Here is a 26,813-nt window from a genome sequence, read left to right as displayed (position 1 = left end):
CAGAGACTCTGAAAACATCAGACCTTGCACTATATGAATATTGAAGGGATGTGCTGAGAATATGAAAGTCCTGGTGATCATGGGAAGTCCGAGAAAAGGCAATACCTATCGGGCTGCCAAAAGGATAGAAGAGGTCATGCGGTCAAAGGGTGACGTTGAATTTGAGTACCTTATGCTCAAAGACATGAACCTGTCGCATTGCTGCGGTTGTTTTTCCTGTTTTGTCAAAGGGGAGGACCATTGCCCCTTCAAGGACGATGCGCCTCTCATCGAGCAGAAGATGCATGATGCTGACGGAGTGATCTTTGCAACACCCGTCTATGGCATGGGCGTTTCAGCGCTCATGAAAACCTTCATCGACCGCTTATCGTACATATTCCATCGCCCACGCTTCTTTCATAAAAAGGCTCTGCTGCTATCAACTACCGGAGCCACGGGTCTTAAGGACATACTGGATTATATGCAGCTGGTAGCAAGCGTCTGGGGTTTTGAAGTGACAAACAGGGTCGGCATCGTCACTCCCCCGGTCGCAATGTCCCAGAAGAAAGAGCTTGAGAACGAACAGAAATTAAAGAAGGCAGCAGCCATATTTTACGATGCACTCATGAAAAAAGAGCGCCGTTCGCCGGGGCTTCGAGATGTCATTATATTCCACGCCCAGAAAGCAAGTTTTGGAGAACTTGTTCAGGACTCGCCCACAGATCATGCTTACTGGAAAGAGCAGGGCTGGCTAAGACCACAATCAAAGTACTACGTGGATGTGCCGGTCAATCCGCTTTACAACGCCATCGGATGGACTGCTGAGCAGTTCCTGAGAAGAAAAATAAGAAAAGATATGACCGAAGCACAAAAATAAAGTAAGGATCTCAGGTATTTTCCATATAAGAGCACCATTAAGGATACAAGACAGATCATGATATCCGAGCAACTGAAGAGCATCATCCGGGATGGCGAAGGGCTGACCCCGCAAGTTACCCAGCAAGCTACCCCGCAAGTTGAACACTGCTTTTGAGTATCAAATTCAATTAAAAAGATCAAAAATACTATTCAAAACCCAGAGATAAAGACCATGTCTGAGAACACATCATCCATCGTTTCCAAAGTCTGGAGCTTCTGCAACGTCCTGCGGGACGGCGGCGTGAGCTACGGCGATTATCTGGAACAGCTGACCTTTCTCATATTCCTCAAGATGGCCGAGGAATACAGAAGACCGCCATACGGCCGGGATATAGGCATCCCGGAAAAGTACACATGGGATGTGTTGAAGCAAAAGCGCGGTGCAGAGCTTGATACCCATTACAGGGAACTGCTGGAGGAACTGGGTAAAAAGCCCGGCATGCTCGGACAGATCTTCCTCAAGGCGCAGAACAAGATCAGCGACCCTGCCATGCTGTACAAGGTCATCGATATGATAGACAAGGAAAGCTGGGTCATGATGGGAGTGGATACCAAAGGCGAGATCTACGAAGGACTGCTGCAGAAGAACGCAGAGGACACGAAAAGCGGGGCAGGTCAGTACTTCACACCCCGCCCGCTCATCAAGGCCATGGTGCAGTGCCTGCGCCCGGAGCCCATGAAGACCATAGGCGACCCCTGCTGTGGCACGGGCGGGTTCTTCCTGTCAGTCTATGATTTCCTCACGCACCATTACAACCTTGACCGCGACCAGAGCCGCTTCCTGAAAACAAAGACCTTCGGAGGCAATGAGATAGTGGCAGGGACCCGCAGGCTGGCACTCATGAACCTCTTTTTGCACAACATCGGGGAAATAGACGGAGAGCCCATGATCTCCAATTCCGATGCCCTCATAGCCGACCCCAATATCAGGTACGACTACGTGCTTACCAATCCGCCCTTCGGGAAGAAGAGCAGCATGACCTTCACCAATGATGAAGGAGAGCAGGAGAAAGAAGATCTGACCTACAACCGCCAGGACTTCTGGGTCACTACAAGCAACAAGCAGCTCAACTTCGTGCAGCACATCCATACAATCCTCAGAACAGGAGGACAGGCAGCAGTGGTCCTGCCTGACAACGTGCTCTTTGAAGGCGGAGCAGGTGAAACGGTCCGCAAAAAGCTCCTGGAGACCACCGACCTGCACACTATCCTGCGCCTGCCCACAGGGATATTCTACGCTCACGGAGTAAAGGCCAATGTGCTGTTCTTTGAGGCAAAACCAGCATCCAAAGAACCCTGGACCAGAGAAGTATGGATATACGACTACCGCACCAACGTACACCACACCCTGAAAAAGAACCCACTCAAATTCTCGGACCTGGAAGACTTCATCAGGTGCTATAACCCCGATGACCGTTTCCGGCGCAGGGAAACATGGAGCGAGGAAAACCCAGAAGGCAGGTTCCGCAGATTCACCTACGAGGAAATAGCAGCAAGAGATAAGACCAACCTGGACATCTTCTGGCTCAAGGACAAGAGCCTTGCAGACCTCGACAACCTGCCAGACCCTGATATACTCGCCAATGAGATCATCGAGAATATAGAAGCAGGACTGGAAAGCTTCAAGGAGATAGTGGGAACCCTCAACGGGAATGGAAAATGATCATGCTGTCCTCCTGTACAAACCATCAGAAGTGGTTTGTCCTGGCCATGAACAAAAGTTCATACTTCAATGTTCAGAAACCTGCAATATACGTATCTGTTGTTCCCCATAGTCTATGGGAATAGTAAAAGTGAAGGTGCTGCCTTTACCGGGTTCACTTTCCACCCAAATGTTCCCACCGTGCATTTTAACGAACTGGTTTATAAGGGCAAGGCCAAGCCCTGTCCCACCATATCTGCGTGTTGTGGAACTATCCACCTGGTAAAAGGGATCGAATATCCTCCCAATATTCTCTTTTGCTATACCAATACCATTGTCTGCGACAGAGATCTTCACATGGCTTCCATTATGATTGGCAGTGATAACCACAAACCCCCCGGAAGGTGTGAACTTTATGGAATTATCCACAAGATTATAAACGACCTCTTTGAACTTGATGATATCCGCATTGATCTCATTGATCTGTGGATCAATATCAACTATCAGTTCTATGGATTTCCTGTCTGCAGCCGCCCTCATCATTGTACAGGTGTCCTGAATAGCATCGCACAGATCGAATTTCGTATAGCTGAGATCCATCCGACCATAGTTGATACTGGATATATCCAGTATCCTGTTTATAATATGAAGGAGCAGATAGCCACTTTCAAGTATAGTCCCAATGTATTTTTTCTGTTGCTCGCTGATATTTCCCAGCTCGCCGTCAAGCATAAGCTCCGAAAAGCCGATAATAGAATTCAAAGGGGTTTTCAGTTCATGGCTGGTATTGGCCAGGAATTCGGTCTTGCTGCGATTAGCCTCATCAGAGACCATCTTTGCCCTGATGAGAGCTCTTTCCACCTGTTTACGCTCGGTGATATCCCTGAAAAAGACCAGGGACCCGTTAAGACCGTCATAGGTTATCGGCACCGCAGAAACCTCGACATTGAAAGGCGTGCCGTCAAGCCTCAGGTAGATCTCCTCGATATAAGGTACTTCTTCGCGCATATCATTGAGAAGATGGATACGTTCACGGACAATATCATGGAAATAAGGATGAAAACGCTCCATAACAGGCTGACCTATCAACTGGCTTGCAGAATCAACGCCAAAAAGACGCAATGCTGCAGGATTGATATAGGCAAAGCAACCATTCGTCTGAACGAAAATTGCTTCAGGTGCATTCTCGACAAGCTGCCTGAAACGTGCCTCACTTTCCAGAAGAGCCCTCTGGGCTGCCCTTTCTTCAGTCTGGTCACGGAATACCAGGACAACTCCGATTATCTCACCCTTCTCATTCACAATAGGTGAGCCACTATCAGCAATGGGTATTTCCCTGTGGTCTTTCGAGATCAACAGCGTATGATTTGCCAGCCCTACTACCCGCCCTTCCCTCAATACTCTGTGTACGGGTATTTCGGCCTGCTGCCATGTATCTTCATTGACGATGTTGAAAACTTCCTCGATCTTTTTTCCCTTCGCTTCTGCCTCATTCCAGCCAGTGAGCTTTTCAGCAACATGGTTCATTTGCCGTAAATTTCCGTTAATGTCAGTGGTAATGACCCCGTCACCAATACTATATAAAGTGGTCCTGAAGAACTCTTCACTCTCCTTGAGCGCCTTTTCTGCAACCTTGCGCTTGGTGATATCCCTTGCAAAGGAAAGAGAGAATGGTTTTCCCTCATATTCCATATAATTTACAGTAACCTCTACAGGAAATTCAGTGCCATCCTTTTTGCGGTGGATGGTCTCGATCGTTCTCGACTTCAGCTGTCTTACATTTTTCCTGTGTTCAAGCCATGTCTCAATAGTAAATGTAGGATCAATATCCAATACGGTCATTGAGCAGAGTTCCTCGCGTGAATAACCCAGGGACTTGCATGCATGGTCGTTCACACTCACTATTCTGCCATCAGGCTCTTCGATACGGAATATCCCCACAGCTGAATGATCTATACAGAACTGGTTCAGAAGAAGCGCCTGCTCCATCCTATTACGCTCTGTGATGTCATTTATAATAGAGTAAAGGAGCATTTTTCTGTCCATAAGAATAGGGCCACTGAAAACTTCCACATCTCTGACAGAACCATTTGCCAGGAGATGTTTAAATAAGAAATAATTACGTTCGGCCTTAGTCGCGCGGTCCATTTCCTCTTTTATCTCGGAAGGAGACAGTATGTTTATCTCTCTGATGTTCTTACTTCTGAGTTCTTCACGCGTCCATCCATAAAAAGAGACTGCTGCCGGATTTGCATCTATGATGGTACCTATTTCAGGATCTATGACCAGCATGACAGAGTGATTATTTTCAAACAGGCTGCGATAGCGTGACTCACTTTCTCTGAGTGCTTCCTCTACATTCTTTTGTTCTGTGATATCTGCAATAAAACCCTCGACAGCTATTAGATCACCATTGTCAGCATAAACTCCTTTCCCCTGTTCCCATACCCATTTAACCTCTCCGGTCGCTGTAGTTATGGTATACTCATCCTGGAATGTTTCTTTTCTGGCGAGCACTTCCTTATATTGTTTCCAGATACGTGCCCGGTTCTCAGGAGTGATCAGTCTATTATAAGAGATATCCCGATTTTGCAGAAGAGCTTCTGACTTATAACCTGTTAACTTGTAACAGCCCTCTGAAACAAATCGCATGGTCCATTCCCGATCATTGTCACACCTATATGCCATACCAGGCAGATTCGAGAGAAGCATAGCATAACTCCTCTCCTTCTCAAGCAGGGTATTTTTCATGTCGTAGACTTTTGTTTTTAGGATGTTGTGATTATGGCATGCCAATTCAATGGTCGAGCACAATTGCTCATCTGAGAATGGAGGTATCAAACAACCGGATATAGATATATTATCTAATGCCTGTAGCAAGGAATGGTCAACTGAGGAAGCGATCAAAATAACAGGTATATGAGCAGTTATTTCAGGAAGGTTCTGATAGTTACTTACTTCTTCAACAGGTACTTCAGACAGGTCCAGTAAAAATACATCATATTCTTTTCTTTTAGCGGTAAAGACCAGATCTTCGCTGTGAAGAGAAATTATAGAAACCGAATGACCATTATCTTTAAGCCTTTGGAATAAATTTGGCGTTTTATCTACAAAGCTCTGTAGTATTGCGATCTTTTTCACCAGATCCCTTCACTAATCTTTCTGAGTAGTGTTTAATTTTAAGATATATAATAATTTAGGTTGTACCCCTACACTGTCATTTTAAAAATGGAAAAAGAGAAGTTGTATCATAAAGCATAGTAAATAAAAATAAAGATATATATGTATAAACTTGTGTAACTTAAGTACTTAAAAATGTGTCCCGCTACAGAAAGGAAGACTGTTGCTAGACCTTTTTTAAAAGTTGGCCAAAACATGAAAAAGTAATTAGAAACAGCCCCCTACTTTTTTAAAAGTTCCACACTGAAAAATTTATATTTGTTAAATTAATTTAGTATCCAAAATGCATTTAATAAAAACTTTTATATATGATTATCTAGTACATAGGATTCCGATGTACTATAAAACATAAACAACATGAAATAATATAGTACACGCATGTTGAAAACCAAGGTGAAATCAATGCGTCAGGTAGCAATTTATGGGAAGGGAGGTATCGGGAAGTCAACAACAACCCAGAACCTCACAGCAGCGCTTGCGACAATGGGAAAGAAGATCATGCTTGTAGGATGTGATCCCAAGGCAGACTCGACAAGGATGCTGCTTGGGGGCCTCAGCCAGAAGACAGTGCTTGATACATTAAGGTCGGAGGGAGACGAATCGGTAGAACTTGATAACCTCTTGCAGACCGGATTTAGCGGAATTAAGTGCGTAGAATCAGGAGGACCGGAGCCCGGTGTGGGATGCGCAGGCAGGGGTATCATCACATCCATTGGTCTTCTGGAAAACCTGGGTGCATACGAGAATGACCTTGATTATGTGTTCTACGATGTGCTGGGTGATGTGGTATGTGGGGGATTCGCAATGCCCATCCGTGAAGGAAAGGCAAAGGAGATCTACATTGTCGCCAGCGGAGAACTCATGGCCATCTACGCTGCAAATAACATCTGTAAGGGTATACAGAAGTATGCAAAGGGGGGAGCGCGGCTCGGTGGCATAATCTGCAACAGCAGAAAGGTGGATGGAGAACGCGAGCTTTTGGAGGCATTTGCGGACAGGCTCGGGAGCAAGCTGATCCACTTCGTACCCAGGGACAATATCGTGCAGAGAGCAGAGATCAACAAGAAAACTGTCATCGATTTTGATCCGAACTGCCAGCAGGCACAGGAATACCTGACCCTTGCAGAGAATATCGAGAACAACGACAAGTTCGTAGTTCCAAAGCCCCTGGAAATGGATGCATTGGAATCAATGATGGTAGAGTTTGGTATCATCGAGCTGTGAGGTGAAACGAATGCAGATGATCCGCGCAATAGTAAGGCCAGACAAGGTCACAGACATCGTTGAGTCACTGGAGAAGGAAGGTTACGTTTCCCTCACCAAGATGGATGTCTTCGGCCGGGGCAAGCAAAGAGGTATCCACACGGCTGAGATACAATTCGATGAACTGCCAAAGACAATGCTACTGATGGTAGTTAGTGATGAAGAAAAGCCAGTTGTCATCGATATAATAAAAAAGGCTGCACGCACCGGCAAGTATGGTGACGGGAAGATCTTCGTGAGCCCTGTGGAAAACGCATATACGATACGTACCGGAGAAGCGGTCCTGTAAATGGCCAGGGGGACAACATGAAGGAAATAACGGCAATAATCCGCATGAACAAGATGCAAAGGACCAGAGACGCACTTTCGGACTGCGGATACCCCTCTTTTACCGTGCAGAAGGTGATGGGAAGAGGAAAGCAGAAGGGACTCTGTTATGAGTTCGACCCGCCGCTCCCTCAGCCGCAAGGCATTGTCACAAAGGAATGCATGCCCTTTGTACCCAAGAGATTGTTCACAATAGTTGTGGATGATAATGCAGCACCAACGATCATCCGGAAGATCATAGAAGTGAACCAGACTGGGCACTTCGGAGACGGGAAGATCTTCGTCATCGACATCCCTGAAGTTGTAGGGATTAGGACCGGAGAAGAGGGAGAGACCACTGTAGGAGGCGAAAAACTGTGAGCTCAGAGATAGAATTCACACAGAATGTTGTTGATGAAATGCTCAGGGCCTATCCTGAAAAGGTGGCAAAGGACCGCAGAAAGCATTTAGTTGTCAGGGACTGCTCCGTGGAGCAGCACATTGAAGCGAACAGCAAGGTAGTACCCGGCATTATGACAAACCGCGGCTGTGCCTTTGCCGGAGGCAAGGGTGTGGTCATGGGACCCATCAAGGACATGGTGCATATCGTGCACGGGCCCATCGGTTGCGCATATTATACCTGGGGAACAAGACGCAATTTCGCAAAGGCCGAAGAGGGCGGAGATAACTACATGCAGTATTGTTTCTGCACGGACATACAGGAAACAGACATAGTTTTTGGTGGCGAGAAGAAGTTGAAGGCAGCCATTGATGATGCTGTACGTATATTCAAGCCAGGTGCCATCTCTATCTGTGCCACCTGTCCGGTGGGTCTCATAGGTGATGACATTGAATCTGTGGCCTTGCAGGCAGAAAAGGAACATGGGATAAAGGTCATGGGCCTGCGCTGTGAAGGTTACCGCGGGGTCAGCCAGTCTGCAGGACACCACATTGCAAGCAACGTCCTCATGGAACATATCATAGGTACTGAAGAGCTCGATAACCCCACGCCTTTTGACATCAACATTTTCGGTGAATACAATATAGGAGGAGACCTCTGGGAAATAAAGCCCCTGTTCGAGAAGATCGGCTATCGCATAGTATCAAGCTTTACAGGTGACGGTTCATACCACAACCTGGCAAAGGCCCACCGGGCAAAGCTGAGCATCCTGCTATGCCACAGGTCTGTCAACTACACCAACCGCATGATGGAAGAGAAGTACGGTGTCCCCTGGCTTAAGGTGAACTACGTGGGTATCGAAGGGACCAGGAAGTCCCTGATGAAGATGGCAAAGTTCTTTGATGACCCTGAACTTACAAAGCGCACTGAAGAGGTCATAGCCGGAGAAATGGCAAAGATCAAGCCTGAACTTGAGAAATACAGAAGGAAGCTGCAGGGTAAGAAGGTCTTCATCTACTCCGGTGGCTCCAGGTCACACCACTACCAGAACCTGTTCGAAGATCTTGGAATGAAGGTGGTGGTCGCAGGATACCAGTTCGCTCACAGGGACGACTACGAAGGCAGACATATCCTGGAAAGCATGAAGGAAAAGGCATCAAGCAGCATACTTGAAGACCTGCACTATGAGAAGGATGAAGACTTCACACCTGCCATAAGTGAAGCACGCATGAAGGAACTTAAGGAAAAGCTGGGCCTCATGGACTACGAAGGTATGTTCCCCGAAACCATGGACGGCACAGTGGTCGTGGATGACCTGAACCACTATGAGACAGAGTTCCTTATAAAGGAGCTGAAGCCTGACCTGTTCTGTTCGGGGATCAAGGACAAGTACTGGGCTCAGAAGATGGGAGTGCCATCCAGACAGATACATTCCTACGACTATAGTGGAAGATACACCGGATTTTCGGGAGTTCTTAACTTTGCAAAGGATGTGGACATGGCAGTCAACAGCCCTACCTGGAAGTACATGAAGATGCCCTGGAAGGCAGAGTAAGAAGGAGACCATAAAAATGTTAGATTATACCCCGATAGAAGAAGTACACAGAGATGCACTGGTAGTCAACCCGGCGAAGATATGTCAGCCCATAGGTGCTGTGTATGCGGCCATGGGTATACGCAACTGTATGCCCCACAGTCACGGGTCACAGGGATGCCTGTCTTACCTGCGCATGTGCCTTTCAAGGCACTTCCGTGAGCCAACGGCGGCTACAAGCAGCAGTTTCTATGAAGGCACCGCAGTGTTCGGTGGTGCGTCGAACCTGAAGGAAGCCCTTGCCAACATTGAGGCCATCTATCAGCCTGAAGTCATCGCAGTACACACAACATGCGTGGCAGAAACCATCGGTGACGATGTAAAGCGTATTGTAGAGGATGTGCAGATGGAAGAGCTCATCGATCCGTCCATCAAGGTCTGCGCTGCATCCACACCCAGTTATGTGGGTTCCCATGTAACAGGTTATGACAACATGGTAGAGTCCTTTGTCACTACCTTTGCAAAGAAGAGCAAGCCCAACGGCAAGCTCAATATCATACCAGGTTTCGTGAACCCCGGAGACATCCGTGAGATCAAGAGAATACTTTCCGCAATGAAGGTCCCAGCAATCGTGTTCCCGGATCAGACAGACGTGTTCGACTCCGGGATATCCGGCAGCAGAGGACTATATGCAAGAGGTGGGACTCCCATAGGCGATGTTGAAGACACGGCCAACTCCCTGGGAACCATTGCACTGTGTAACCTGGCCGGTGGTGCTGCGGCAAAGGCTCTCAAGAACAAGTTCAAAGTCCCTTCAAGGGTGGGACCCGTACCCATCGGTATCCGATACACTGACAGGTTCGTCATGGATGTTGCAGAAATGGCAAATGTTCCCATACCTCCTGAGCTGGAAGAAGAAAGGGCAAGAGTTGTCGATATGATGACAGACGCACATCCACACTTCCATGCGAAGAAGGTGGCAATATTCGGGGACCCGGACATTATAGGAGGTCTTACAAGTCTTGTCCTTGAGATGGGCATGGAACCCACGGTCGTCCTCACAGGCACTTCGAGCAAGAAGTTCGAAAAGGAGGTTTCGGACATGGTACACCCCCTATACCCGCAGGCACAGATATTTTCAGGAGCCGACCTGTTCACCCTCCACCAGCTCATTAAAAGAGAGCCTGTGGACATGCTCATGGGGAACACCTATGGCAAGCACATAGCTCTTGCAGAGAACATACCCCTTATCCGAGTAGGGTTCCCGGTCATGGACAGGGCGAACCTGCACCATTTCCCGATCACGGGATATTCCGGAGCGGCCTGGCTAGTTGAGCGGATGGGGAACACGTTCCTGGACATCAGGGACAAGACCGTAGACGAATGCATGCTTGAGGTTGTGCAATGATTTGAGCAGGAGGGATGGTATGCCGGAAATAACAAACTTTGTAACTACTCTGGAAGAGAGGCAGCCGTACATTGCCTTGAAGCAGAAAGTTAAGGGCGAGACTTTTCTTGCCTGTGACAACACATCCATAGCAGGGGCCATGAGCCAGAGAGCATGTGTATATTCAGGCGCAAGAGTTGCCCTTAACCCTGTTACGGATGCTGTACACCTTGTCCATGGCCCCATAGGCTGTGCAAGCTATACCTGGGACATAAGGGGCAGCAAGTCCAGCGGTAAGGAAACTTTCCGCACCAGCTTCTCCACTGACATGAAGGGAATAGACGTAGTTTTCGGCGGTGAGAAGAAACTTGCCAAGGCAATCGATGAGCTTGTTGAGTTATACAAGCCGCCTGTGGTTTTCGTATATTCCACCTGCATTGTTGGAATAATAGGCGATGATCTGGAAGCAGTATGCAAGGCTGCCAGTGAAAGTAATGGCATACCCGTGATACCTGTTAAATCAGAGGGTTTCAAGGGAACGAAGTCCGATGGATACAAGGCTGCTTGTGAAGCATTGAAAGTGCTCATAGGTACAAAGGAAGGAAACATCAGGTCCCCTTACCGTATCAACCTGATAGGGGAATTCAACGTTGCCGGAGATGTCTGGCTGGTGAAACCTCTCTTTGAGGAAATGGGTATACAGGTAGTAACATCACTTACAGGCGATTCCACGGCACAGAGCATATCCGAGTGCCATACAGCCCAGCTGAACCTTGTGCAGTGTACCGGCTCCATGACAACTTTAGCCAAGTGGATGAAGGAAGAGTATGGGATACCTTTCAGGAAGGTTAGCTACTTCGGAATAGAGGATCTGAGCACTACAATAAGGGAAACCGCTGCATTCTTTGGTTCGGAAGAAATGAAGCAGAAGGCAGAAGAGATCATAGCCAGAGAAACTGCCCGAATCATGCAAGAGGTCCGGCGTATTCGCTCACGGCTTGAAGGAAAGAGAGCAGCGATCTATATGGGAGGGGCTGCAAAGGCCCTTACCCTCATCAAGGGATTCAGGGAACTTGGCATGGAAGTAGTCATCATTGGCACTCAGACAGGAAAGAAGGACGATTACCTCCAGATAAGTTATGAAGTGAAGGACGGAACGGTTATCGTAGATGATGCGAATCCCCTGGAACTTGCAGAACTGCTGGTAAAGCAAAAGGCTGACCTGATGGTCGCAGGAGTCAAAGAAAGGTTCCTTGCTTACAAGACAGGTGTTGCGTTCTGTGATTTCAACCACGACAGAGTGGTGGAGTTCGAAGGTTTTGAAGGATTCCTCAACTTTGCCAGAGAAATGGATTCATCTATAAACAGCCCGGTCTGGAAGACCGCTAAGAGCAATATCAGGGATAGTGTGGACAATCGGGCCATTAAGGCTGAAAAAGTTCCGGGAACACATATTGAGAACTTACATGAAGATGCGGCTATCATCAGAGGGATGGAAGCATGACAGAAAGAAATTATACAACTGTCAACCCTTGTGTGATGTGCCAGCCCATGGGGAGTGTGATGGCCTTTAAGGGCATAGAGAGTTCCATGGTGCTTATGCATGGCTCCCAGGGCTGCAGCACATATATGAGGCTACACCTTTCACATCATTTCCGTGAACCTGTGGACATAGCTTCCACATCCCTCAGCGAGAGGGGAGCTGTTTACGGAGGCAGCGAGAACCTGAAGAAGGGACTAAGGAATGTGATAACACGATACCATCCGAAGGTCATAGGTGTTACTACGACATGTCTCGCAGAAACCATAGGAGATGATGTAAGAAGGATATTACAGGAATTCAGGGAAGAAGAAAACAATGCTGATGACGTTCACATAATTTCCGTATCTACTCCCAGCTATGAAGATAGCCACACTACTGGCTTCATCAAGGCGGTGGATGCTATAGTCCGGCATTTTACCGAATACGGCATGGGAAATGATATATTCAACAACAAGCTCAATGTGGTGCTTGGTGAGAACATAGCGCCTGAAGACACCCGGGAACTTAAGAGAATGCTGAAAGCTACCATTGGACCCAGATCATTTATATTCATGCCCGATACATCGGAAACCTTCGATGCCCCCATGACCGGAAAGGTGGAAAAGATATTCCCCGGCGGAACTCCATTATCGGAAATCACATACATGAAGAATTGTGCTGCAAGTATCGGTCTGGGAATAACCAGTGATAACAGAGCTGTGGATCATCTTGAAACAAAGTACAACGTTCCTGCAAAGAGAGTCCCTATGCCCATCGGGCTGGAGTATTCCGACAGGATCATGTCTGTTCTGTCCGAAATTGCCGGTTCCGAGATACCTGAAGCATACAGGAAGGAGAGGGGAAGACTTATTGATGCCATGGTAGATGTCCACAAGTACCTGTATGGTACACGTGTAGCCATATACGGAGATCCTGAAATGGTACTTGGCATGTTATCAATGTCACTTGAAAATGGAATGTATCCGGTGCTTGTTGCTCCTTCATGCAAGACACCTGCTTTCAGGGAACACGCACAGGAAAGAATCGACGCGATGAACCTGGACTGCGAAGTAAAGATATTCGAAGGATTGGATTTTGATGCTTTCAACGACGCCGTGAAGGAGGCTGAACCCGAAATACTCATCGGGAACTCCAACGGGAAGTATATATCCCAACAAATAGGGATTCCACTGATAAGGGTGGGTTTCCCCATTCATGACAGGGTCGGCGCCCAGAGGATACTCTTAATGGGATATCGGGGCGCAATGAACATTCTTGACAGGATAACCAACACCATACTTGAAACAAAGGATATTGAGCTTGAAAAGAAGTGGTTGCAGAACAAGAGCAATGATCTTCAAGAAAGCTGCTGTGACCTCAGATCTGCACATATGCAACCCCACTGAAAAAGAAAAGTGCCCAGTATACCACATAAAAATGGCCACTTCATATCCACGTGATGACCGGATCGTTCCTTGGTGGTGCTGCCGGTACAGTACCTCCATATCCAAAGATTATCGGGGCCACCACCTTGTGATCTTCGGGGATCTTGAGCTTCTGCAGCATTTCAGGATTGTCCTGGACAAGACATGCAGTACCTATCCAGCAGCTCCCAAGGCCCATAGAATGAGCAGCAAGCATCATGTTCTGTGCACACATGGCACAATCGAAATCCGCTGTTGGAGCATTTTTGTTCCCCAACACTATGATCAATACGGGAGCATTGTAAAAGATGTCGAATTCCTCTGATCTCAGCATCTTCTTGAACTGTGCGGCCGCATCGATGTTCACTCCTTCAAGCTGTTTCAGCAGCTTGGGTTTACAATGAGTGGACATTTGTTTCATAATGTCCTTGTCCCTTATCACCACGAACCTCCATGGCTGGAGACCAAGACCTGTGGGCGCATGGATACCTGCATCAATGATACTTTCTATGACCTCATCACTTACAGGCCTGTCAGCATAGTTCCGGACACTGCGTCTTGTCTTGATATTTGATATTACCGGACCTTCCTCTATCATATCCTACCCTCCTTTTGCATCTGTTCGAACTCAGAACGCGAGATCTGTACCAGACTGTCAGGATCATCGACCTCCTTATGCACGTACAGACCACACCAGCAACGTTTCATTGCATCGAAATGAGCCCTGTGAAATGGGATACATGGGCATACGATCTTCATATCGATCTCTCGCTCTCCCGTTAGGCCCTGGCAGGGACAGAAGGGATGCCCATGCTCCTTTTCAATAATAACTTCCTGCTCCAGCAAAAAGTCCACGATTTCCTCGTCAGGGCTGAACTTGTATCCCAGGGGATCGACAACCCTCTGGAACATTTCCCTGAGCCTTTGCTTTCTTTTCTCCGTGTCCATAGGAGAACCTCTTTATGATTCCAGCAATTTCATATATTTCTGAGGATTATAGCCCACTACAACATCATCACCAATTATCACAAATGGGAATGCTATACCTTCCCCGTGTGCAGAGCATACTTCTCTGATCTTTTGCTGTTCTTCCTTGCTGGCCTTGTCGTAGTCTATGAATTCAAAAGGAATGTTCTTCTCCGCAAAGAAACTTTTGGTTTTCTTGCACCAGGGGCAGGTGCTCAGAGTATACATCATGACCTTCTTCATTGATTTTCACCTTCCATTTTCAGATATACCTTCCCGTCAGACACTTTCAGTTCATATACCAAAACCTTGAGCTCCCTTGCATCAAGGAACTCGCCGCTGCGGATATCAAATCTCCAGTCATGGCATGGACATTTGATGATATAACCTTCCAGTTCACCTTTGGATAAAGGGCACTCCATATGCACACATTTATTGGAGATAGCAAATATTTCATTGGTCTTTCTTATTAATGCTATCCTCTGGCCATCTATAACCAGAGCTTTCTTTTCACCATCTGCCAGTTCTGCCACTTCAAGTGCATAGACCCAGTTTTCCTCAGACATGCAAACCTCTTTAGATCAGAGTATTGTAGACCTTATATTTTTTTGTGATCAGAGAGATAAACTTATCTGCCACCTTGACCAGTTCGATCTTCACATCTTCCTGCGGACAGTCAGATATAAACAAACACTTTCCCATTTTCTATCTTGCTTTCATATGCCTTTAAGGAAATATCCCTTGAGCCAAGATATTCACCGGTCTTAATGTCATATCTCCAGCCATGACACGAACATCGAAGCGTGTGATCCTCAAGAGAGCCGGCTGAAAGTGGACAACCCATATGCTTGCATTTATTGGATAGAGCATAAATCTGACCTTCTTTTCTTATCAGAAGTACAGGCTTGTCATTGATTTGTACGAGCTTCAAAGTGTTCTCTTTCAGCTCCTCTGCATTAAGAGCAAAGACCCATGATGGCTCTGGCATTTTGCTTACCCCCATATAAGCAGGGTTATAAAATTATAAATAATTGTCGTGGACAACCACGATAAATATCTGCCATCAGGCATGGAGGAGGAAATATCACTCATACCTCAAAGCGTCTACTGGTTTCATTCTTGATGCCTGGAATGCAGGCACGACACCTGAGATCACACCTACTGCCACTGCAACGGTAAGGCCGAAGATCGTGAGGCGTGGCGATAAACTTACAGATACGGAACCTCCCATCATCTGCATTCCCAGCAGAGGGAATAGAGCAGTTATTAAGGAGCCTGCAATAACACCCAGTATTCCGCCGACCAACCCTACCAGAGCAGAGTTCATCATGAATATCATAAGTATGTCCCTGTTGGTTGCACCGATAGCCTTCATAGTGCCTATTTCCCTTGTTTTTTCCATTACTGAAGTGAACATGGTATTAGCAATGCCCACTGCGCCTACTACAAGAGATACTCCTGCAATGGCAGCCAGGAATAGGGTCATAGATTCCATCATATCTGAAGCTGTTTCCACCATGGATGCAGACGTAGTGACAGAGAAATCCTGATCTTTTTCGGTCACATGACGGGAGAGCATTAGTTTTTCCTCTATTTCTGCAGAGACGTTCTCAGCGATCTCCATACTCTCAGCCTTTACAATAATGGAATCATATACATCCGGCTCTGCATCTTCTATTAGGGTCACAGCTGCATCAATGGGCATGATTATAGAATTATCACCACTGCCTCCTTCAGATTCCAATATGCCGACAACCCGCACAGACTTACCTGCGATCGTCAGCACCTGGTTAAGTCCTACTTCATTATCGAACACATCTTCTGCAACACCACTTCCTATGACAGCAACATAGTTATCCGATGGTTCCAGCAATCTGCCTGACTCTGCGGTATCAGTGGTAGCGTATTGCCATACCTGAGGATCCACGCCTGTGATACTGAGCTCTGCTTCCTCTCCCAGGAAATATACATCTTCTTTACCCGATATCTGGCCATACATATACTGTATACCATCTACGGATCTCAGGGCCATGATATCCTTTTTAGTGAGGTTGGTGTCCTCTGAAGAGGACGAGGAACCTCCTCCGCCACCTCCCGGGCCCATTGCCATCATAGCCTTTGAAGAGCCCGGAGAAATGGTGATGGCTGTAAGGTCCATTTCAGAGAGTCTTGCTTCCATGTCCTTTTGCATGTTCTCGCTCAGGGACATGATACCTACAACAGCACCTACACCTATGACTATCCCTATAATAGTTAGCCAGCTGCGTATCTTGCTATGCAGCAGGATGGTAAGGGCCATTTTGAGATAGCTGCTGCTTCTCATTGTTAATTACCTTCTTTCGTCTTCCTGTGGTGCACTGTCGATCCAAGTTTCCGGATAACAGCAGGGTTCTCACAGTGCCTTCTTCTGTAATACACGACATATCCTGATGCAAGAGCAGCTAATACCAGAACATATACATATTTTGAACTGGATGATCCCTGGTCTTGCCCTCCCGGACCCATTGATGCGACAGTTGTTGCAGTGCTGCTCTGCGAGATCTGCACGGATTTTTCTACAGTATTCCTCTGACCTGCCGAATCCGTGTACTCGATCAAAACCTTTAGATCATTGCTGGTACTTGCATTTGCGGATGATGCCGAAGCTGCCGCTGCATTGCCATCTGGTCCGGCACCAGCAGTGTCTGGCGTGCCTCCGAAGCCCTGTTGTGAAACTGGGAACGAAGCGATAGTATAGTCACCTTTTTCCAGGTTGCCGACTATGGTAGAGGAACTGCCCGACACACTATAACCGTCCTGTTCCGGAATGGAAACCTTTACGGAATATGCTTCATTGTTACCCACATTAGCTATTGAGAACGACATTTCTCCATCGGAATTATCTGAGAACGCAACATCGAAATCTGTCCCGCCCCCTACAAACAGACCTGCCGTTGTGGAAATTGTGCTAACGTTGGAATCATAGTCCTCTACCTCAAGAGTAATGTCCAGCTGGTAAAGGCCGGGGTCGGCATTCACGTCAGCCATTACTATATAACTGACAGTTACAGATTCATTGGAAGCCAGATAACTTATGTACTTGGTATTATCCGAGTAGACCGGCAAGATCGTACCAGTGGAGTCTGCCCAGGAGATCTTCATGTTCTTAAGAGGGGAACTGCCGGTATTTGTGACCACAAAATCGAGCTGTTCCTCGGTGGCAAAATCTATACTGGCCTTGCTGATCGTTACGATCTGAGCGTATTCCTTTCCCCTTACTTCAATATCCAGCGTAGTGGTTTTGTTAGTACCTGTTGAATCCGTTGTAACGATATCCAGCTCATATGTACCTGCAGGAGCGTCACTGGCGACCTTTAATTTCAATTTCACTGTTGCAGCATCGTCATCATCCTGTCTGGCATTAAGATAGGAGATGCTCCTGCTCAGGGATTCACCATCCACTTTCGAGAAGGGATATTCGGGTTGGGCAGTTATCACAATGTTCTTAAGGTCTTCATTCCCATAGTTCTGCACGCTGAGAGTAAGTTCAACGCTCTCTCCCGGTCTTGCAGGGTTTGGGGTCTGACTCATAACATCAACGCTGAGCCCGGCAGAGTCCACGTAGGTTGCTGCGGAAGCATGTGCCATGGGAGATAATATCAAGAGTATCAATAATAGCATTTTTTTCATGTAAACACCTTTAATTATTTTGTATTTCTTCTATGGATTCCACCGTTCCGTCCTTTATGTGAACTACCCTTTCGGCATATCTGACAAGGGCCACATCATGTGTCACAATGATTATCGTTTTGCCTTCCTTCTTGTGCAGCCCATAAAGGAAATCCAGTATATACGTCCCTGTTTTGCTGTCGAGGTTACCTGTAGGTTCATCCGCCAGTATAATATCCGGGTCTACGGCCAGTGATCGGGCAATAGCGACCCTCTGCCTCTGACCACCTGATAGCTGGGATGGCAGATTACGAGCTTTCTGAGATAGCCCTACCAGATCCAATAGCTCCACAGCCTTCTTTTTTGCAGCAGAGGGGTCTGCGTTCTGGAACTCCAGAGGAAGCATAACATTCTCAAGGGTGTTCAGTGTGGGAATGAGATTGAACTGCTGGAAAATGAAGCCTATCATCTTTCCTCTGATGGTAGCCAGTTCGGATTCTGAAAGACGTGAAATGTCTTTCCCATTGAGAAGGACAGTACCTTTGCTTGGAAGGTCCAGGCAGCCAAGCAGGTTCATCATGGTACTTTTTCCACTACCGCTGGGACCCAGTATCACCACGAACTCTCCTTTGGAGATGTGCAGGTCAACACCCTTCAAGGCAGCAAATTCCACTTCTCCCATCTGGTAGATCTTCCATACATCCTCCAGTTTGAGGAGAGAAGAGAGATCAACACTTTTGGCAGAACCTTCAGCAAAGTTATCGGACATCAGAATTCCTCCTTATTCTTTATTAAGGTATGAAGAAGAAGAAGAAGAAGATGAGACCTGTTCATCATTATCTGAAAGTGTTTTCATCAGATTCCACATTAGTAGATCGAACTGCCTCCTGTCAAGGACAGTGTAATTCTTGAAACCGTACTTTTTACTCATGTAATTCCTCCGGTAATGCAGATATAGTGATTTTTTTTCTTTGGCCTCCTTTGAGGAGGCATCCACAGGAAAATGGGATGCCTCCTTTCACCTCCTTTGTGTGATCACACAGGAGATGGGGGATGGCTGTGTTGGGTGGTACGCTTGCCAGCATGTTCCTGGCAGCAAACCCTCCTTTTGGTATTTTATAATAAAAACATACTTAGAACTTAAAGAGAAAATAGGAAATAGTTTTCAGATCCAAGCTTTAATACAGAGATTAGAAAACAAAAAACCTTTAGATATTGTTTTGATGGTCTTTTGAATTATAATAAAGGGTTATTCTGGCAAAAACAGGATAAAAACCAGTTCTTAAGATGGCTGGTCCTGTTCAACAAGAAGGATAACATTTCCTCTGCCTCTTTTGAACTTCTGGATCATGCCCCTCTTTTCAAGATCAAATAGCATGAGGCTCACTTTCCCTTCTGAATATTTGAGCTTGCTCCTGAGGTCCTTTTGGGTCATACGCCCACCATGAGCACGAATGATATCCACGATCTCCTGCAGATCAGCAGGCATCGGCCCCTTGAGGATGGCTTCTAAAGTAGTTGAGGTCGTATTATCTGGCTCTGCAACGATCATTTCTGTAGGAACTGTTTCCTCTGGATCCGTTTCCTCAAGCTCTTGTGAACCGGTTTTAATGCTTTCGGGAGATTCTGTGAACTGTACCGGCTCAGGTATAAGAATTACCTTTTCCCCGGCCTTTTCTTGCTTTCCTGCCTGATGCCTTTTTCCAGCAAGAGTGGTCTTTTTTTCTGTCGAGTGTCTTAACAAAAAGAACAGAACCAAGAGTATTAGAACAGTTATAAGAATAGTATCAATGAAAATAAAATTGCTCTGAACAGCGGTAGCATTCTGGGAGCTTATAGACTGATTTGAAGAAGAGGATCCGTTAATAGAAGATGCACTTTGAGAATAATCTGGAAAAAGTAACAGGTCGAGCACATAGCTGCCCTCATCTGTAATATTCACAAAATCCTCGGCATAATAAATAAGGCTGCTATCCTCATAATAACTTGCACTTATCTTATAATTCCCCTCTGGCAGCTCAAAGGAATAAGTACCATATTTACACACCATTGACTGCACAGGAGTAGAGTTCACATTCACAATTACATTTTCCAGAGGTTGGAATGTATTCCACTCATACACCACACCATGAATGGTAGCGCTTGCGCCTGCAGTCATTAAAAATGGAATGACTAGCAAGATGGCAAATATCATGCTACGGGAAAATGCCTTCATTTGATATCAGTATAGATAGAGGGGTTATTAATAGTTCTTCTTACAGCGGGTGCTTCCCAATGCATATCATCCGAACTGCCATCCGGACATGTTATTATGTAAGTACCGTTACCGAAAAGATCAACTGTACCATTTCCTTTAACATCGATTGAGATTTCATTTGCTTCTACTATGAAAGCCGATCTTTGCGCCGAGATGGCCACTGTAGCATCAATTATCTTGTAATAAGATAATCGTTCCTCAGGTTTTTCTGACTTTTTAAACTCATATTTGCCTACTATGGTGATAGGCAATTCGGGGTTATCCGGAAGACCCACTACATAAAGAACACCATTTCTAATGGAAATGTTAGCGTTCAGATCACCCACTAGCAACACTCTTCCTGTACCGGTTGCAGAAAGTGCACAACCCTCACCTAATTTAACATGTCCTGGAAGCAGCTTTTTCATTTCGTTGAATATATCCAGCAGTATGGAATTAGATTTTTTCAGGCTATCTCTGGATAGTTGCAGATATAGTTCTGTTTCAATTGCCGCACATTCCGGGTCCGTGCAACCCTCATGAACCTGATCCGCGAGTTCCCGGTATGTTTTCGCACTGGATATCAAAGTCTTATATTCTTCAAGAAGAAACTTAAGCCTTTGAACATCTTTACCTTCTTCCTCAAAACTCAATATCCTGGAATCTAACTCTTCTGTAATCAGATCTGCCTCAGAGATAATATTGTTGAATTCCTCTCTTTCATCCCTGAAAACTGGACGAATTTCAGGATTTACAGGCTTAATATGATCAGTAGGAGAAAGAACACCTAGAGATGCCGGAACAAGACTGTAATCCAGTTTATAGTCCTGACCTCTGTTCAAAGTGGAGGGCTTATCTGCACATCCACCTGCGATCGTAACCAAGATGATTGCAAATATAAGCACTATAGCCTTGTGATTCATGTGACCCATATACCTATACTTTTTTACCCTGGCCGTTTCCTGTCCCTTTCAGACCTTGTGAACTAGCCAATATGTCAGGTTAATAAAGACATTGAACTACAATATAAATATGCTTAAGGGATTTTTATGTAGCTGCAATGATACAATACATATATAGTATTATTTATACTTTTTTTGGACTGATGAAGCTTTATAGCACATGTTTCAGAGGATAAAAGAGATAAATAGAGCCTAATTGCAGATCAGAGCAGAAAAATGTATTATTGAAACTTTTCAAGTTATTAATACTTACTATAAATGCTAAAAAGCAATATAATTGCTCTGTTTCTAAGAATATGCAAGCCTATGTGTGTATAAGTAATTGATAATTTTTAGTACATAGTTAAAATGGGATTTCCCAAAAAGAGAGCAATAAAGGATGCTGCAATAATAAAAACTGTAATAGATCTTTCTTTTGCAAATTAAAGCCCTATTATTCCTTTAAGAGCTAAGTATGCTTATATCATTCGTAGAGAATTCAGTAATTGTGCCGGCAACTAAACTGGCTGGACACAACGGATCTGGAGGAGATCAGTACGCAAAGAAAAATGACAAGATCTATAGCAGCCTTTTCGGTAGCTTTGATGGTTCTATGTTTAGTACCATCCACATTCGCTGCACAGGACAATGGCCATAAAAACGATAGGTATGGAACGATGCATGAAAAAAAGAATAGTGAAGAGCCACTAAGCTTTTCCCTTGACAATGCAACTTTCGAGATCCAGCAGGAGAGAATGCTGGAACATGTGAATGATACGATCTCTATGCTCGGATCGGACATCGAGAACATCGGGGAGTTGGAAAACGAGAACATCACAGAAGAGACGCTGACAACTGCACTCACACATTTAGAGGATGCAAAGACGCTCATCACTGATGCAGAAGATGAAGGCGGCCTGAAGGAAGCAAAGGAACTGATCCGAACAGCAATGGTGACACTTGGAATAGCACCTGAAAACGGTCATGGAATGAGACAAAAACCCAGGGATGATCAGGGAATGTCCCTGGGAAATAAATCATTTGAAACATATCAGAAAAGAATGTTGGAGCAAATAAATGATACGATCTCATTTATGGAATTTTCAATGATAGGGTCAGAAGAGTTGCAAGACAAGAACATCACAGCAGAAATGCTGGAAAACACAACAGCCCAGCTGGAAGAAGCAAAAAAGATCGTTGAGAACGCAGAGGATGAGGAAGATCTGAAGGAAGCCATGCAAATGCTCCATACAGCAATGGAAACCCTTGGAATGGGACCGGAGAAAGAAAGAGGAATGGAAAGAGGACCAATAGGTAAACCAGGAATGCCACCGCAGAAAGGATCTTCGGGATCCAATATTTTAAAATGATCGAAACTGCGGAAAAAGAACGATCTTGGAGTAGGATGTCCGTACAAGGGCATCCATTGCCCCATTTATTGATGATGGAGGAGTGAATGATACAGCGTTCATGATGAGCAGAACAATTGGGATGGCAGACAAATGATCCTGGGATCCTCAATAGGGAGAAATATACACCCGGTTTTTTTATGTACTGATTGGAGATAGGTATGAACTCATTAATATAGAAAGAATAATTTTATCTTCATGCAGCTGTTAATATAGCTCAAGCAATTGCAGTTCATGCTGCCGGACGGGAGATCCAATGATCATCAAGAACGAGAACGATGTTCTAAAAGCTATTGAAGAACACAATGTAAAGTTCATACGGCTACAGTTTACAGATATACAGGGTGTTGTCAAGGATGTCGAAATACCTGTGACCCAGATCAAAAAAGCTCTGACCACGGGCATAAGCTTTGACGGCTCTTCTATAGAGGGATTTGTCAGGATATACGAATCTGACATGCTGCTTAAACCTGATGTAACCACATTTGCACTACTTCCCTGGAATAACGGTAAAGGACAGGTGGCACGCATTATCTGCGATGTGTACCAGCCAAACGGCGAACCTTTCAAAGGCGATCCCCGCTATGTGCTGAGAAAAGTTACAGAAAAGGCTGCAGAGATGGGTTTTACTTTGAATGTAGGGCCTGAGATGGAGTTCTTCCTTTTCGAAAAAGAAAACGGTAATGCTACGACCATACCCCATGACTACGGAACCTACTTTGAGTTTGCACCTACGGACATTGCCGAAGATATCAGACGTGAGATAGTCCTTACGCTCATGGACCTTAATTTTGATATTGAAGCCTCCCATCACGAAGTGGCCTTCGGCCAGCATGAGATCGACTTCAAGTACGGGGACGCATTAACTATGGCCGATAATGTGGTCACGTTCAAGTACGTCGCCAGGACGATAGCTAAGATCAATGGATTGCATGCAACCTTCATGCCAAAACCAATAGCTACGGTCAATGGTTCAGGTATGCATGTCAACCTTTCCCTTTCAAAGGACGGTAAGAACGCTTTCTACGATCCGGATGCTGAAATGGAGATCAGCGATACAGCGAGGTATTTCATCGCCGGTGTCCTGAACCATGTCAAAGCTATCACATGCATAGCAAATCCTATTGTGAACTCATACAAGAGGATCATTCCCGGATATGAAGCGCCAGTGTACATTGCATGGTCCGGTGCTAACCGCAGTTCTCTTATGCGTATACCTGTTGCAAGGGGCAGCAGCACTCGTGTGGAACTGAGAAGTCCCGACCCATCCTGCAACCCATATCTTACTTTCGCTGCTATACTGGCAGCAGGCCTTGAAGGCATACAGAACAAGATTGCTCCAAAACATTTTGTCGATTATAATATTTTCGATCTGAGTCTCAAAGAGCGTGCAGAACAAGGTATCGAAAGCCTGCCAGGCACCCTCAATGAGAGTGCAAACTACTTTGAGCAGGACGAGTTGCTCAAGAAGATATTGGGCACGCATGTACATGACAATATCCTCAGACTTGCGAGGGCAGAATGGGATGAATATAAAAAGCAGGTACATGGATGGGAGATCGAACGATACCTTAACGTCACTTAATGCCCGAAGTAAAGATACGACATGCCCGGCAGGAAGATCACGGTCCTCTCTGCCGGTTCATAGAAATTGTGGACAATGATTTTTACCCGCCCCTCAGCATGAGAGGTAATGGTATAGAGCAAAGAGTATGGGAATGTCTTGCTGGTAAGCATTCCTATTACCTGATCGCAGAGGGTCATAGTGCTCCACATGACACCGCCGGTAATATCATCGGTGTTATTGGCTGCAGCAAGTTCTGGAGAAAAGAGAATGACGCATACATCAACCTCATGTGTGTGCATCCCCTTCAAAGGAAAAAGGGTATTAGCAGAGCATTGTACCAGGAACTTGAAAGAGATCTGATGAATGAAGGCATAAGGAAACTATACGTTTGCACCTGGTCCACCAATGATGCTGCTATGAGATTCTATGGATCTAATGGGTTTATCCCATACTGTATAGTGAAGAACGACAGAGGCAACAGAGTAGATACCATCCACTACAGGAAAACATTCCAGTCATGACATCTGAATGGGATATATTTTCCAATGCCTCTATATGATAGAAGATCAACTTCCTTAAAAAGAGATCTGATAGCAATACCTTTATCCGGCAAGCTGTCTTATCCCAATGGCTGCATCAGAGAATGGATATACGGTGTCTATCAGCATGGTTAGGAACGACGAGGAAGAGGATAGACACCGCAGCCATAAAAGGGATGTGTTATGTTTTCTCCTGTTTTCTTGCAACTTTCTTACCTGATAGCTTCTCTACAGCCTGTATGTCCACATCAGGCCCTGTAGAAAGCAAACCGTTTTCGATGGCGCTTTGCACAACAGTCTGTCCGGCAGTACTGCGTATGATCAGCGTAGTATAGCCTGTCGGACTACCCACTGAACCCGCAGAGAGGTCTGAACCAATAGCAGTGAAATCAGTACACATCCTGCAACCTGGCCTTACACAGTCATCGACATCTTTTAAAGGTATAGCTATGAAGCTACCATCTTTCATGGTGATCTCGAGCTTCCCTTTTACGTCAAAACGAATTATGTCCAGAGGTTCGATGCTGCGCTCCCGGATCAGTTTTTCCTCTACCAGTTTCTCGTAGTCGAAGGTCTCTGTGCAGAAAAGTCCTACGACCAGACGGATGGAACGCCTGAATGGCCTTAAGAGGTCGTGGTCGCTATCAAGCATTTTCCTGACAGCCTGTACCACACAGGGTACACCCACAACTGCAATGTTTCTGTACTTACGGGTGATGACAGCCTCTTTCAGAGAAGAGACCAGTGGCACCCACCAGTTGTAACGGCTTCCTGCCTGATTGATAAGCACATCTTCCGATGTGATGACAGTGGACGATGGTTTAAGGGTCCATGGATCCTCTTCCACTGTGACCACTGCGTCGATCATACCCTGTTCAAGAGCATTCACCAGAATAGCTGTGACTGCCCCACCACTCTGTTTTCCGGGGATAGGGATATCCGCCTTTGCAGAAAAGATATCCAGATACTCACCCAACACTTCGGTTGGTGCCGGGTCCAGCCTGGGACAGGTAGCATAACATGCACCACATGGTACTCCGTCAGTGACTTCCTTACAGTATCCATTGTTAAACGGGCTTATGGATTCTTCTCCTGTCTTGAAAAATATGGCATCTGCAGGGCACACTGCAACACATGCACCACAAGCAGCGCATATGCCTGTGTCCCAGACCTCAGCCTTAAGATCGAGATAATTTTTTCCCATTTCAATCACTCCCATGTGTATTTGCCAGCAAAGGGCCTGCTGCTCGAAGGCACTATACGTGTGTAGTTGATGTCCATGAGAGGAGATGGATCTATACCGAACCTGGAACAGAAGTCCTCTATTACCGGGGATAACCTTTCGAGATCACTTTCAGTGAACTCTGTTTTTATGGCACCTACACCAAGGAGCCTGTCTGCCACTTTTCCACGGATCACGATCTCTCCCCCGTGTATACCGCTGCCGATACCTCTGTCCTCCATAAGTGGCTGCGAACCCATGCCAAGGACCAATATCAGGCCTCCGGCCATGTATTCACCGAGGAATGCATGAGAAGTGCCACCTATTACAAGAGTTGGCTTCTTAGATTCGTACTCTTTCATGTGTATACCGCCACGATATCCGATATTGTTCCGGATATACACCTTACCACCACGCATACTGTGAGCTACAGCGTCGCCTGCACTGCCATGGACGATGATCATCCCTCCGTCCATGGTGTTTCCGGGAGCATGTTCACAATCGCCGTGAACAGTGCACTCCGGGCCGTTCATGAACATACAGAGGTCCCCCCCGGGAATACCATTGATGGTGATCTTCACATCGCCTCTGAGACCGTTGGCTATAAAACGCTGCCCAAGTACATTGTTTATCTCGATCTCCTTAACACCTGCAGCTACGGCCTTCCGGATCTGCTTATTGAGTGGAGTGTAATGCATACCTTTTGCATCAATGACCATTTTTTCCATCT

Annotated in this window: 27 protein-coding genes; 13 read left to right on the top strand and 14 right to left on the bottom strand. The window is 46.0% G+C overall.

The features are described from left to right. Positions 1-40: 40 nt before the first annotated feature. Both A4E24_RS09765 and A4E24_RS09760 read left to right on the top strand, forming a co-directional pair. Positions 41-856: a flavodoxin family protein gene (locus A4E24_RS09765; protein ID WP_292353134.1), complete on the top strand. Its 816-nt coding sequence runs from the start codon at positions 41-43 to the stop codon at positions 854-856. 213 nt (positions 857-1,069) lie between these two features. Then, complete coding sequence (locus A4E24_RS09760) at positions 1,070-2,560, top strand: class I SAM-dependent DNA methyltransferase (RefSeq protein WP_292353132.1); 1,491 nt, start codon at positions 1,070-1,072, stop codon at positions 2,558-2,560. 66 nt (positions 2,561-2,626) lie between these two features. Here the strand turns inward: A4E24_RS09760 and A4E24_RS09755 are convergent, their stop codons facing one another. Then, the gene (locus A4E24_RS09755; RefSeq protein WP_292353130.1) at positions 2,627-5,680 is read right to left on the bottom strand and encodes a PAS domain S-box protein; all 3,054 of its coding nucleotides are present in this window, start codon (positions 5,678-5,680) and stop codon (positions 2,627-2,629) included. A gap of 441 nt (positions 5,681-6,121) precedes the next feature. On the opposite strand from A4E24_RS09755, the gene nifH reads away from it, so the two are divergent. The 7 genes from nifH to A4E24_RS09720 are packed head-to-tail and all read left to right on the top strand — an operon-like array spanning position 6,122 to position 13,537. Continuing rightward, positions 6,122-6,943: a nitrogenase iron protein gene (gene nifH, locus A4E24_RS09750; protein WP_292353129.1), complete on the top strand. Its 822-nt coding sequence runs from the start codon at positions 6,122-6,124 to the stop codon at positions 6,941-6,943. Positions 6,944-6,953: 10 nt separating this feature from the next. Continuing rightward, positions 6,954-7,271 carry a P-II family nitrogen regulator gene (locus A4E24_RS09745; protein WP_292353128.1) on the top strand — a complete coding sequence of 106 codons (318 nt, stop codon included), beginning with the start codon at positions 6,954-6,956 and terminating at the stop codon, positions 7,269-7,271. A 17-nt stretch (positions 7,272-7,288) separates the two neighbouring features. After that, positions 7,289-7,669: a P-II family nitrogen regulator gene (locus A4E24_RS09740; protein WP_292353126.1), complete on the top strand. Its 381-nt coding sequence runs from the start codon at positions 7,289-7,291 to the stop codon at positions 7,667-7,669. After that, the gene (gene nifD / locus A4E24_RS09735; protein WP_292353125.1) at positions 7,666-9,243 is read left to right on the top strand and encodes a nitrogenase molybdenum-iron protein alpha chain; all 1,578 of its coding nucleotides are present in this window, start codon (positions 7,666-7,668) and stop codon (positions 9,241-9,243) included. Before A4E24_RS09740 ends, nifD begins: the two co-directional genes overlap by 4 nt. Positions 9,244-9,259: 16 nt before the next feature. Next, the gene (gene nifK, locus A4E24_RS09730) at positions 9,260-10,630 is read left to right on the top strand and encodes a nitrogenase molybdenum-iron protein subunit beta (protein WP_292353124.1); all 1,371 of its coding nucleotides are present in this window, start codon (positions 9,260-9,262) and stop codon (positions 10,628-10,630) included. A gap of 19 nt (positions 10,631-10,649) precedes the next feature. Further along, a complete protein-coding gene (nifE, locus tag A4E24_RS09725) occupies positions 10,650-12,113 on the top strand; it encodes a nitrogenase iron-molybdenum cofactor biosynthesis protein NifE (protein WP_292353123.1) in 1,464 nt (487 codons plus the stop codon). Further along, positions 12,110-13,537 (top strand): nitrogenase component 1, encoded by a 1,428-nt coding sequence (locus tag A4E24_RS09720; protein WP_292353122.1) that lies wholly within the window; start codon positions 12,110-12,112, stop codon positions 13,535-13,537. Before nifE ends, A4E24_RS09720 begins: the two co-directional genes overlap by 4 nt. Positions 13,538-13,577: 40 nt before the next feature. Here A4E24_RS09720 and A4E24_RS09715 read toward each other — a convergent pair whose 3' ends face one another. The 9 genes from A4E24_RS09715 to A4E24_RS09675 form a co-directional block, all read right to left on the bottom strand. Beyond that, a complete protein-coding gene (locus A4E24_RS09715; RefSeq protein ID WP_292353121.1) occupies positions 13,578-14,153 on the bottom strand; it encodes a nitroreductase family protein in 576 nt (191 codons plus the stop codon). Then, positions 14,150-14,503: a ferredoxin-thioredoxin reductase catalytic domain-containing protein gene (locus A4E24_RS09710; protein ID WP_292353120.1), complete on the bottom strand. Its 354-nt coding sequence runs from the start codon at positions 14,501-14,503 to the stop codon at positions 14,150-14,152. The genes A4E24_RS09715 and A4E24_RS09710 overlap by 4 nt, the downstream gene beginning before the upstream one ends. A gap of 12 nt (positions 14,504-14,515) precedes the next feature. Further along, on the bottom strand, positions 14,516-14,764 hold the full coding sequence (locus tag A4E24_RS09705) for a glutaredoxin family protein (protein WP_292353119.1): 249 nt from the start codon (positions 14,762-14,764) through the stop codon (positions 14,516-14,518). Continuing rightward, a complete protein-coding gene (locus tag A4E24_RS09700) occupies positions 14,761-15,087 on the bottom strand; it encodes a Rieske (2Fe-2S) protein (RefSeq protein ID WP_292353118.1) in 327 nt (108 codons plus the stop codon). Before A4E24_RS09700 ends, A4E24_RS09705 begins: the two co-directional genes overlap by 4 nt. A gap of 110 nt (positions 15,088-15,197) precedes the next feature. Further along, the gene (locus A4E24_RS09695; protein WP_292353117.1) at positions 15,198-15,509 is read right to left on the bottom strand and encodes a Rieske (2Fe-2S) protein; all 312 of its coding nucleotides are present in this window, start codon (positions 15,507-15,509) and stop codon (positions 15,198-15,200) included. 96 nt (positions 15,510-15,605) lie between these two features. Continuing rightward, the gene (locus A4E24_RS09690) at positions 15,606-16,844 is read right to left on the bottom strand and encodes an ABC transporter permease (RefSeq protein WP_292353116.1); all 1,239 of its coding nucleotides are present in this window, start codon (positions 16,842-16,844) and stop codon (positions 15,606-15,608) included. A 2-nt stretch (positions 16,845-16,846) separates the two neighbouring features. Next, on the bottom strand, positions 16,847-18,190 hold the full coding sequence (locus tag A4E24_RS09685) for a COG1361 S-layer family protein (RefSeq protein WP_292353114.1): 1,344 nt from the start codon (positions 18,188-18,190) through the stop codon (positions 16,847-16,849). A gap of 10 nt (positions 18,191-18,200) precedes the next feature. Then, positions 18,201-18,938 (bottom strand): ABC transporter ATP-binding protein, encoded by a 738-nt coding sequence (locus tag A4E24_RS09680; RefSeq protein WP_292353113.1) that lies wholly within the window; start codon positions 18,936-18,938, stop codon positions 18,201-18,203. 12 nt (positions 18,939-18,950) lie between these two features. After that, positions 18,951-19,100 carry a hypothetical protein gene (locus A4E24_RS09675; protein WP_292353112.1) on the bottom strand — a complete coding sequence of 50 codons (150 nt, stop codon included), beginning with the start codon at positions 19,098-19,100 and terminating at the stop codon, positions 18,951-18,953. 40 nt (positions 19,101-19,140) lie between these two features. On the opposite strand from A4E24_RS09675, the gene A4E24_RS09670 reads away from it, so the two are divergent. Then, positions 19,141-19,404 carry a hypothetical protein gene (locus A4E24_RS09670; protein ID WP_292353111.1) on the top strand — a complete coding sequence of 88 codons (264 nt, stop codon included), beginning with the start codon at positions 19,141-19,143 and terminating at the stop codon, positions 19,402-19,404. A gap of 47 nt (positions 19,405-19,451) precedes the next feature. On the opposite strand, the gene A4E24_RS09665 is transcribed toward A4E24_RS09670, so the two are convergent. Together A4E24_RS09665 and A4E24_RS09660 are read right to left on the bottom strand one after the other, a co-directional pair. Next, positions 19,452-20,327, bottom strand: a complete 876-nt coding sequence (locus A4E24_RS09665) for a hypothetical protein (protein ID WP_292353110.1) — start codon at positions 20,325-20,327, stop codon at positions 19,452-19,454. A 53-nt stretch (positions 20,328-20,380) separates the two neighbouring features. Continuing rightward, a complete protein-coding gene (locus tag A4E24_RS09660; protein ID WP_292353109.1) occupies positions 20,381-21,328 on the bottom strand; it encodes a hypothetical protein in 948 nt (315 codons plus the stop codon). A gap of 587 nt (positions 21,329-21,915) precedes the next feature. On the opposite strand from A4E24_RS09660, the gene A4E24_RS09655 reads away from it, so the two are divergent. The 3 genes from A4E24_RS09655 (at position 21,916) to A4E24_RS09645 (ending at position 24,843) form a co-directional block, all read left to right on the top strand. After that, entirely contained in the window at positions 21,916-22,716 is an 801-nt protein-coding gene (locus tag A4E24_RS09655; RefSeq protein WP_292353108.1) for a hypothetical protein, read from the top strand. Positions 22,717-23,011: 295 nt separating this feature from the next. Next, positions 23,012-24,340, top strand: a complete 1,329-nt coding sequence (gene glnA, locus A4E24_RS09650; protein ID WP_292353107.1) for a type I glutamate--ammonia ligase — start codon at positions 23,012-23,014, stop codon at positions 24,338-24,340. Further along, a complete protein-coding gene (locus tag A4E24_RS09645; RefSeq protein WP_292353106.1) occupies positions 24,340-24,843 on the top strand; it encodes a GNAT family N-acetyltransferase in 504 nt (167 codons plus the stop codon). The genes glnA and A4E24_RS09645 overlap by 1 nt, the downstream gene beginning before the upstream one ends. 199 nt (positions 24,844-25,042) lie before the next feature. On the opposite strand, the gene A4E24_RS09640 is transcribed toward A4E24_RS09645, so the two are convergent. Beyond that, positions 25,043-26,065: a Coenzyme F420 hydrogenase/dehydrogenase, beta subunit C-terminal domain gene (locus A4E24_RS09640; RefSeq protein WP_292353105.1), complete on the bottom strand. Its 1,023-nt coding sequence runs from the start codon at positions 26,063-26,065 to the stop codon at positions 25,043-25,045. A gap of 5 nt (positions 26,066-26,070) precedes the next feature. After that, the gene (locus A4E24_RS09635) at positions 26,071-26,811 is read right to left on the bottom strand and encodes a hypothetical protein (RefSeq protein WP_292353104.1); all 741 of its coding nucleotides are present in this window, start codon (positions 26,809-26,811) and stop codon (positions 26,071-26,073) included. Between the last annotated feature and the right edge of the window lie 2 nt (positions 26,812-26,813).

Origin of the sequence: Methanomethylovorans sp. PtaU1.Bin093 (genome assembly GCF_002067275.1) — an archaeon.
In the GTDB taxonomy this organism is placed as follows: Archaea; Halobacteriota; Methanosarcinia; order Methanosarcinales; family Methanosarcinaceae; genus Methanomethylovorans.
The sequence above is the reverse complement of the archived record's forward strand: the minus strand, read 5'-3'. Positions and strand labels throughout refer to the sequence as shown.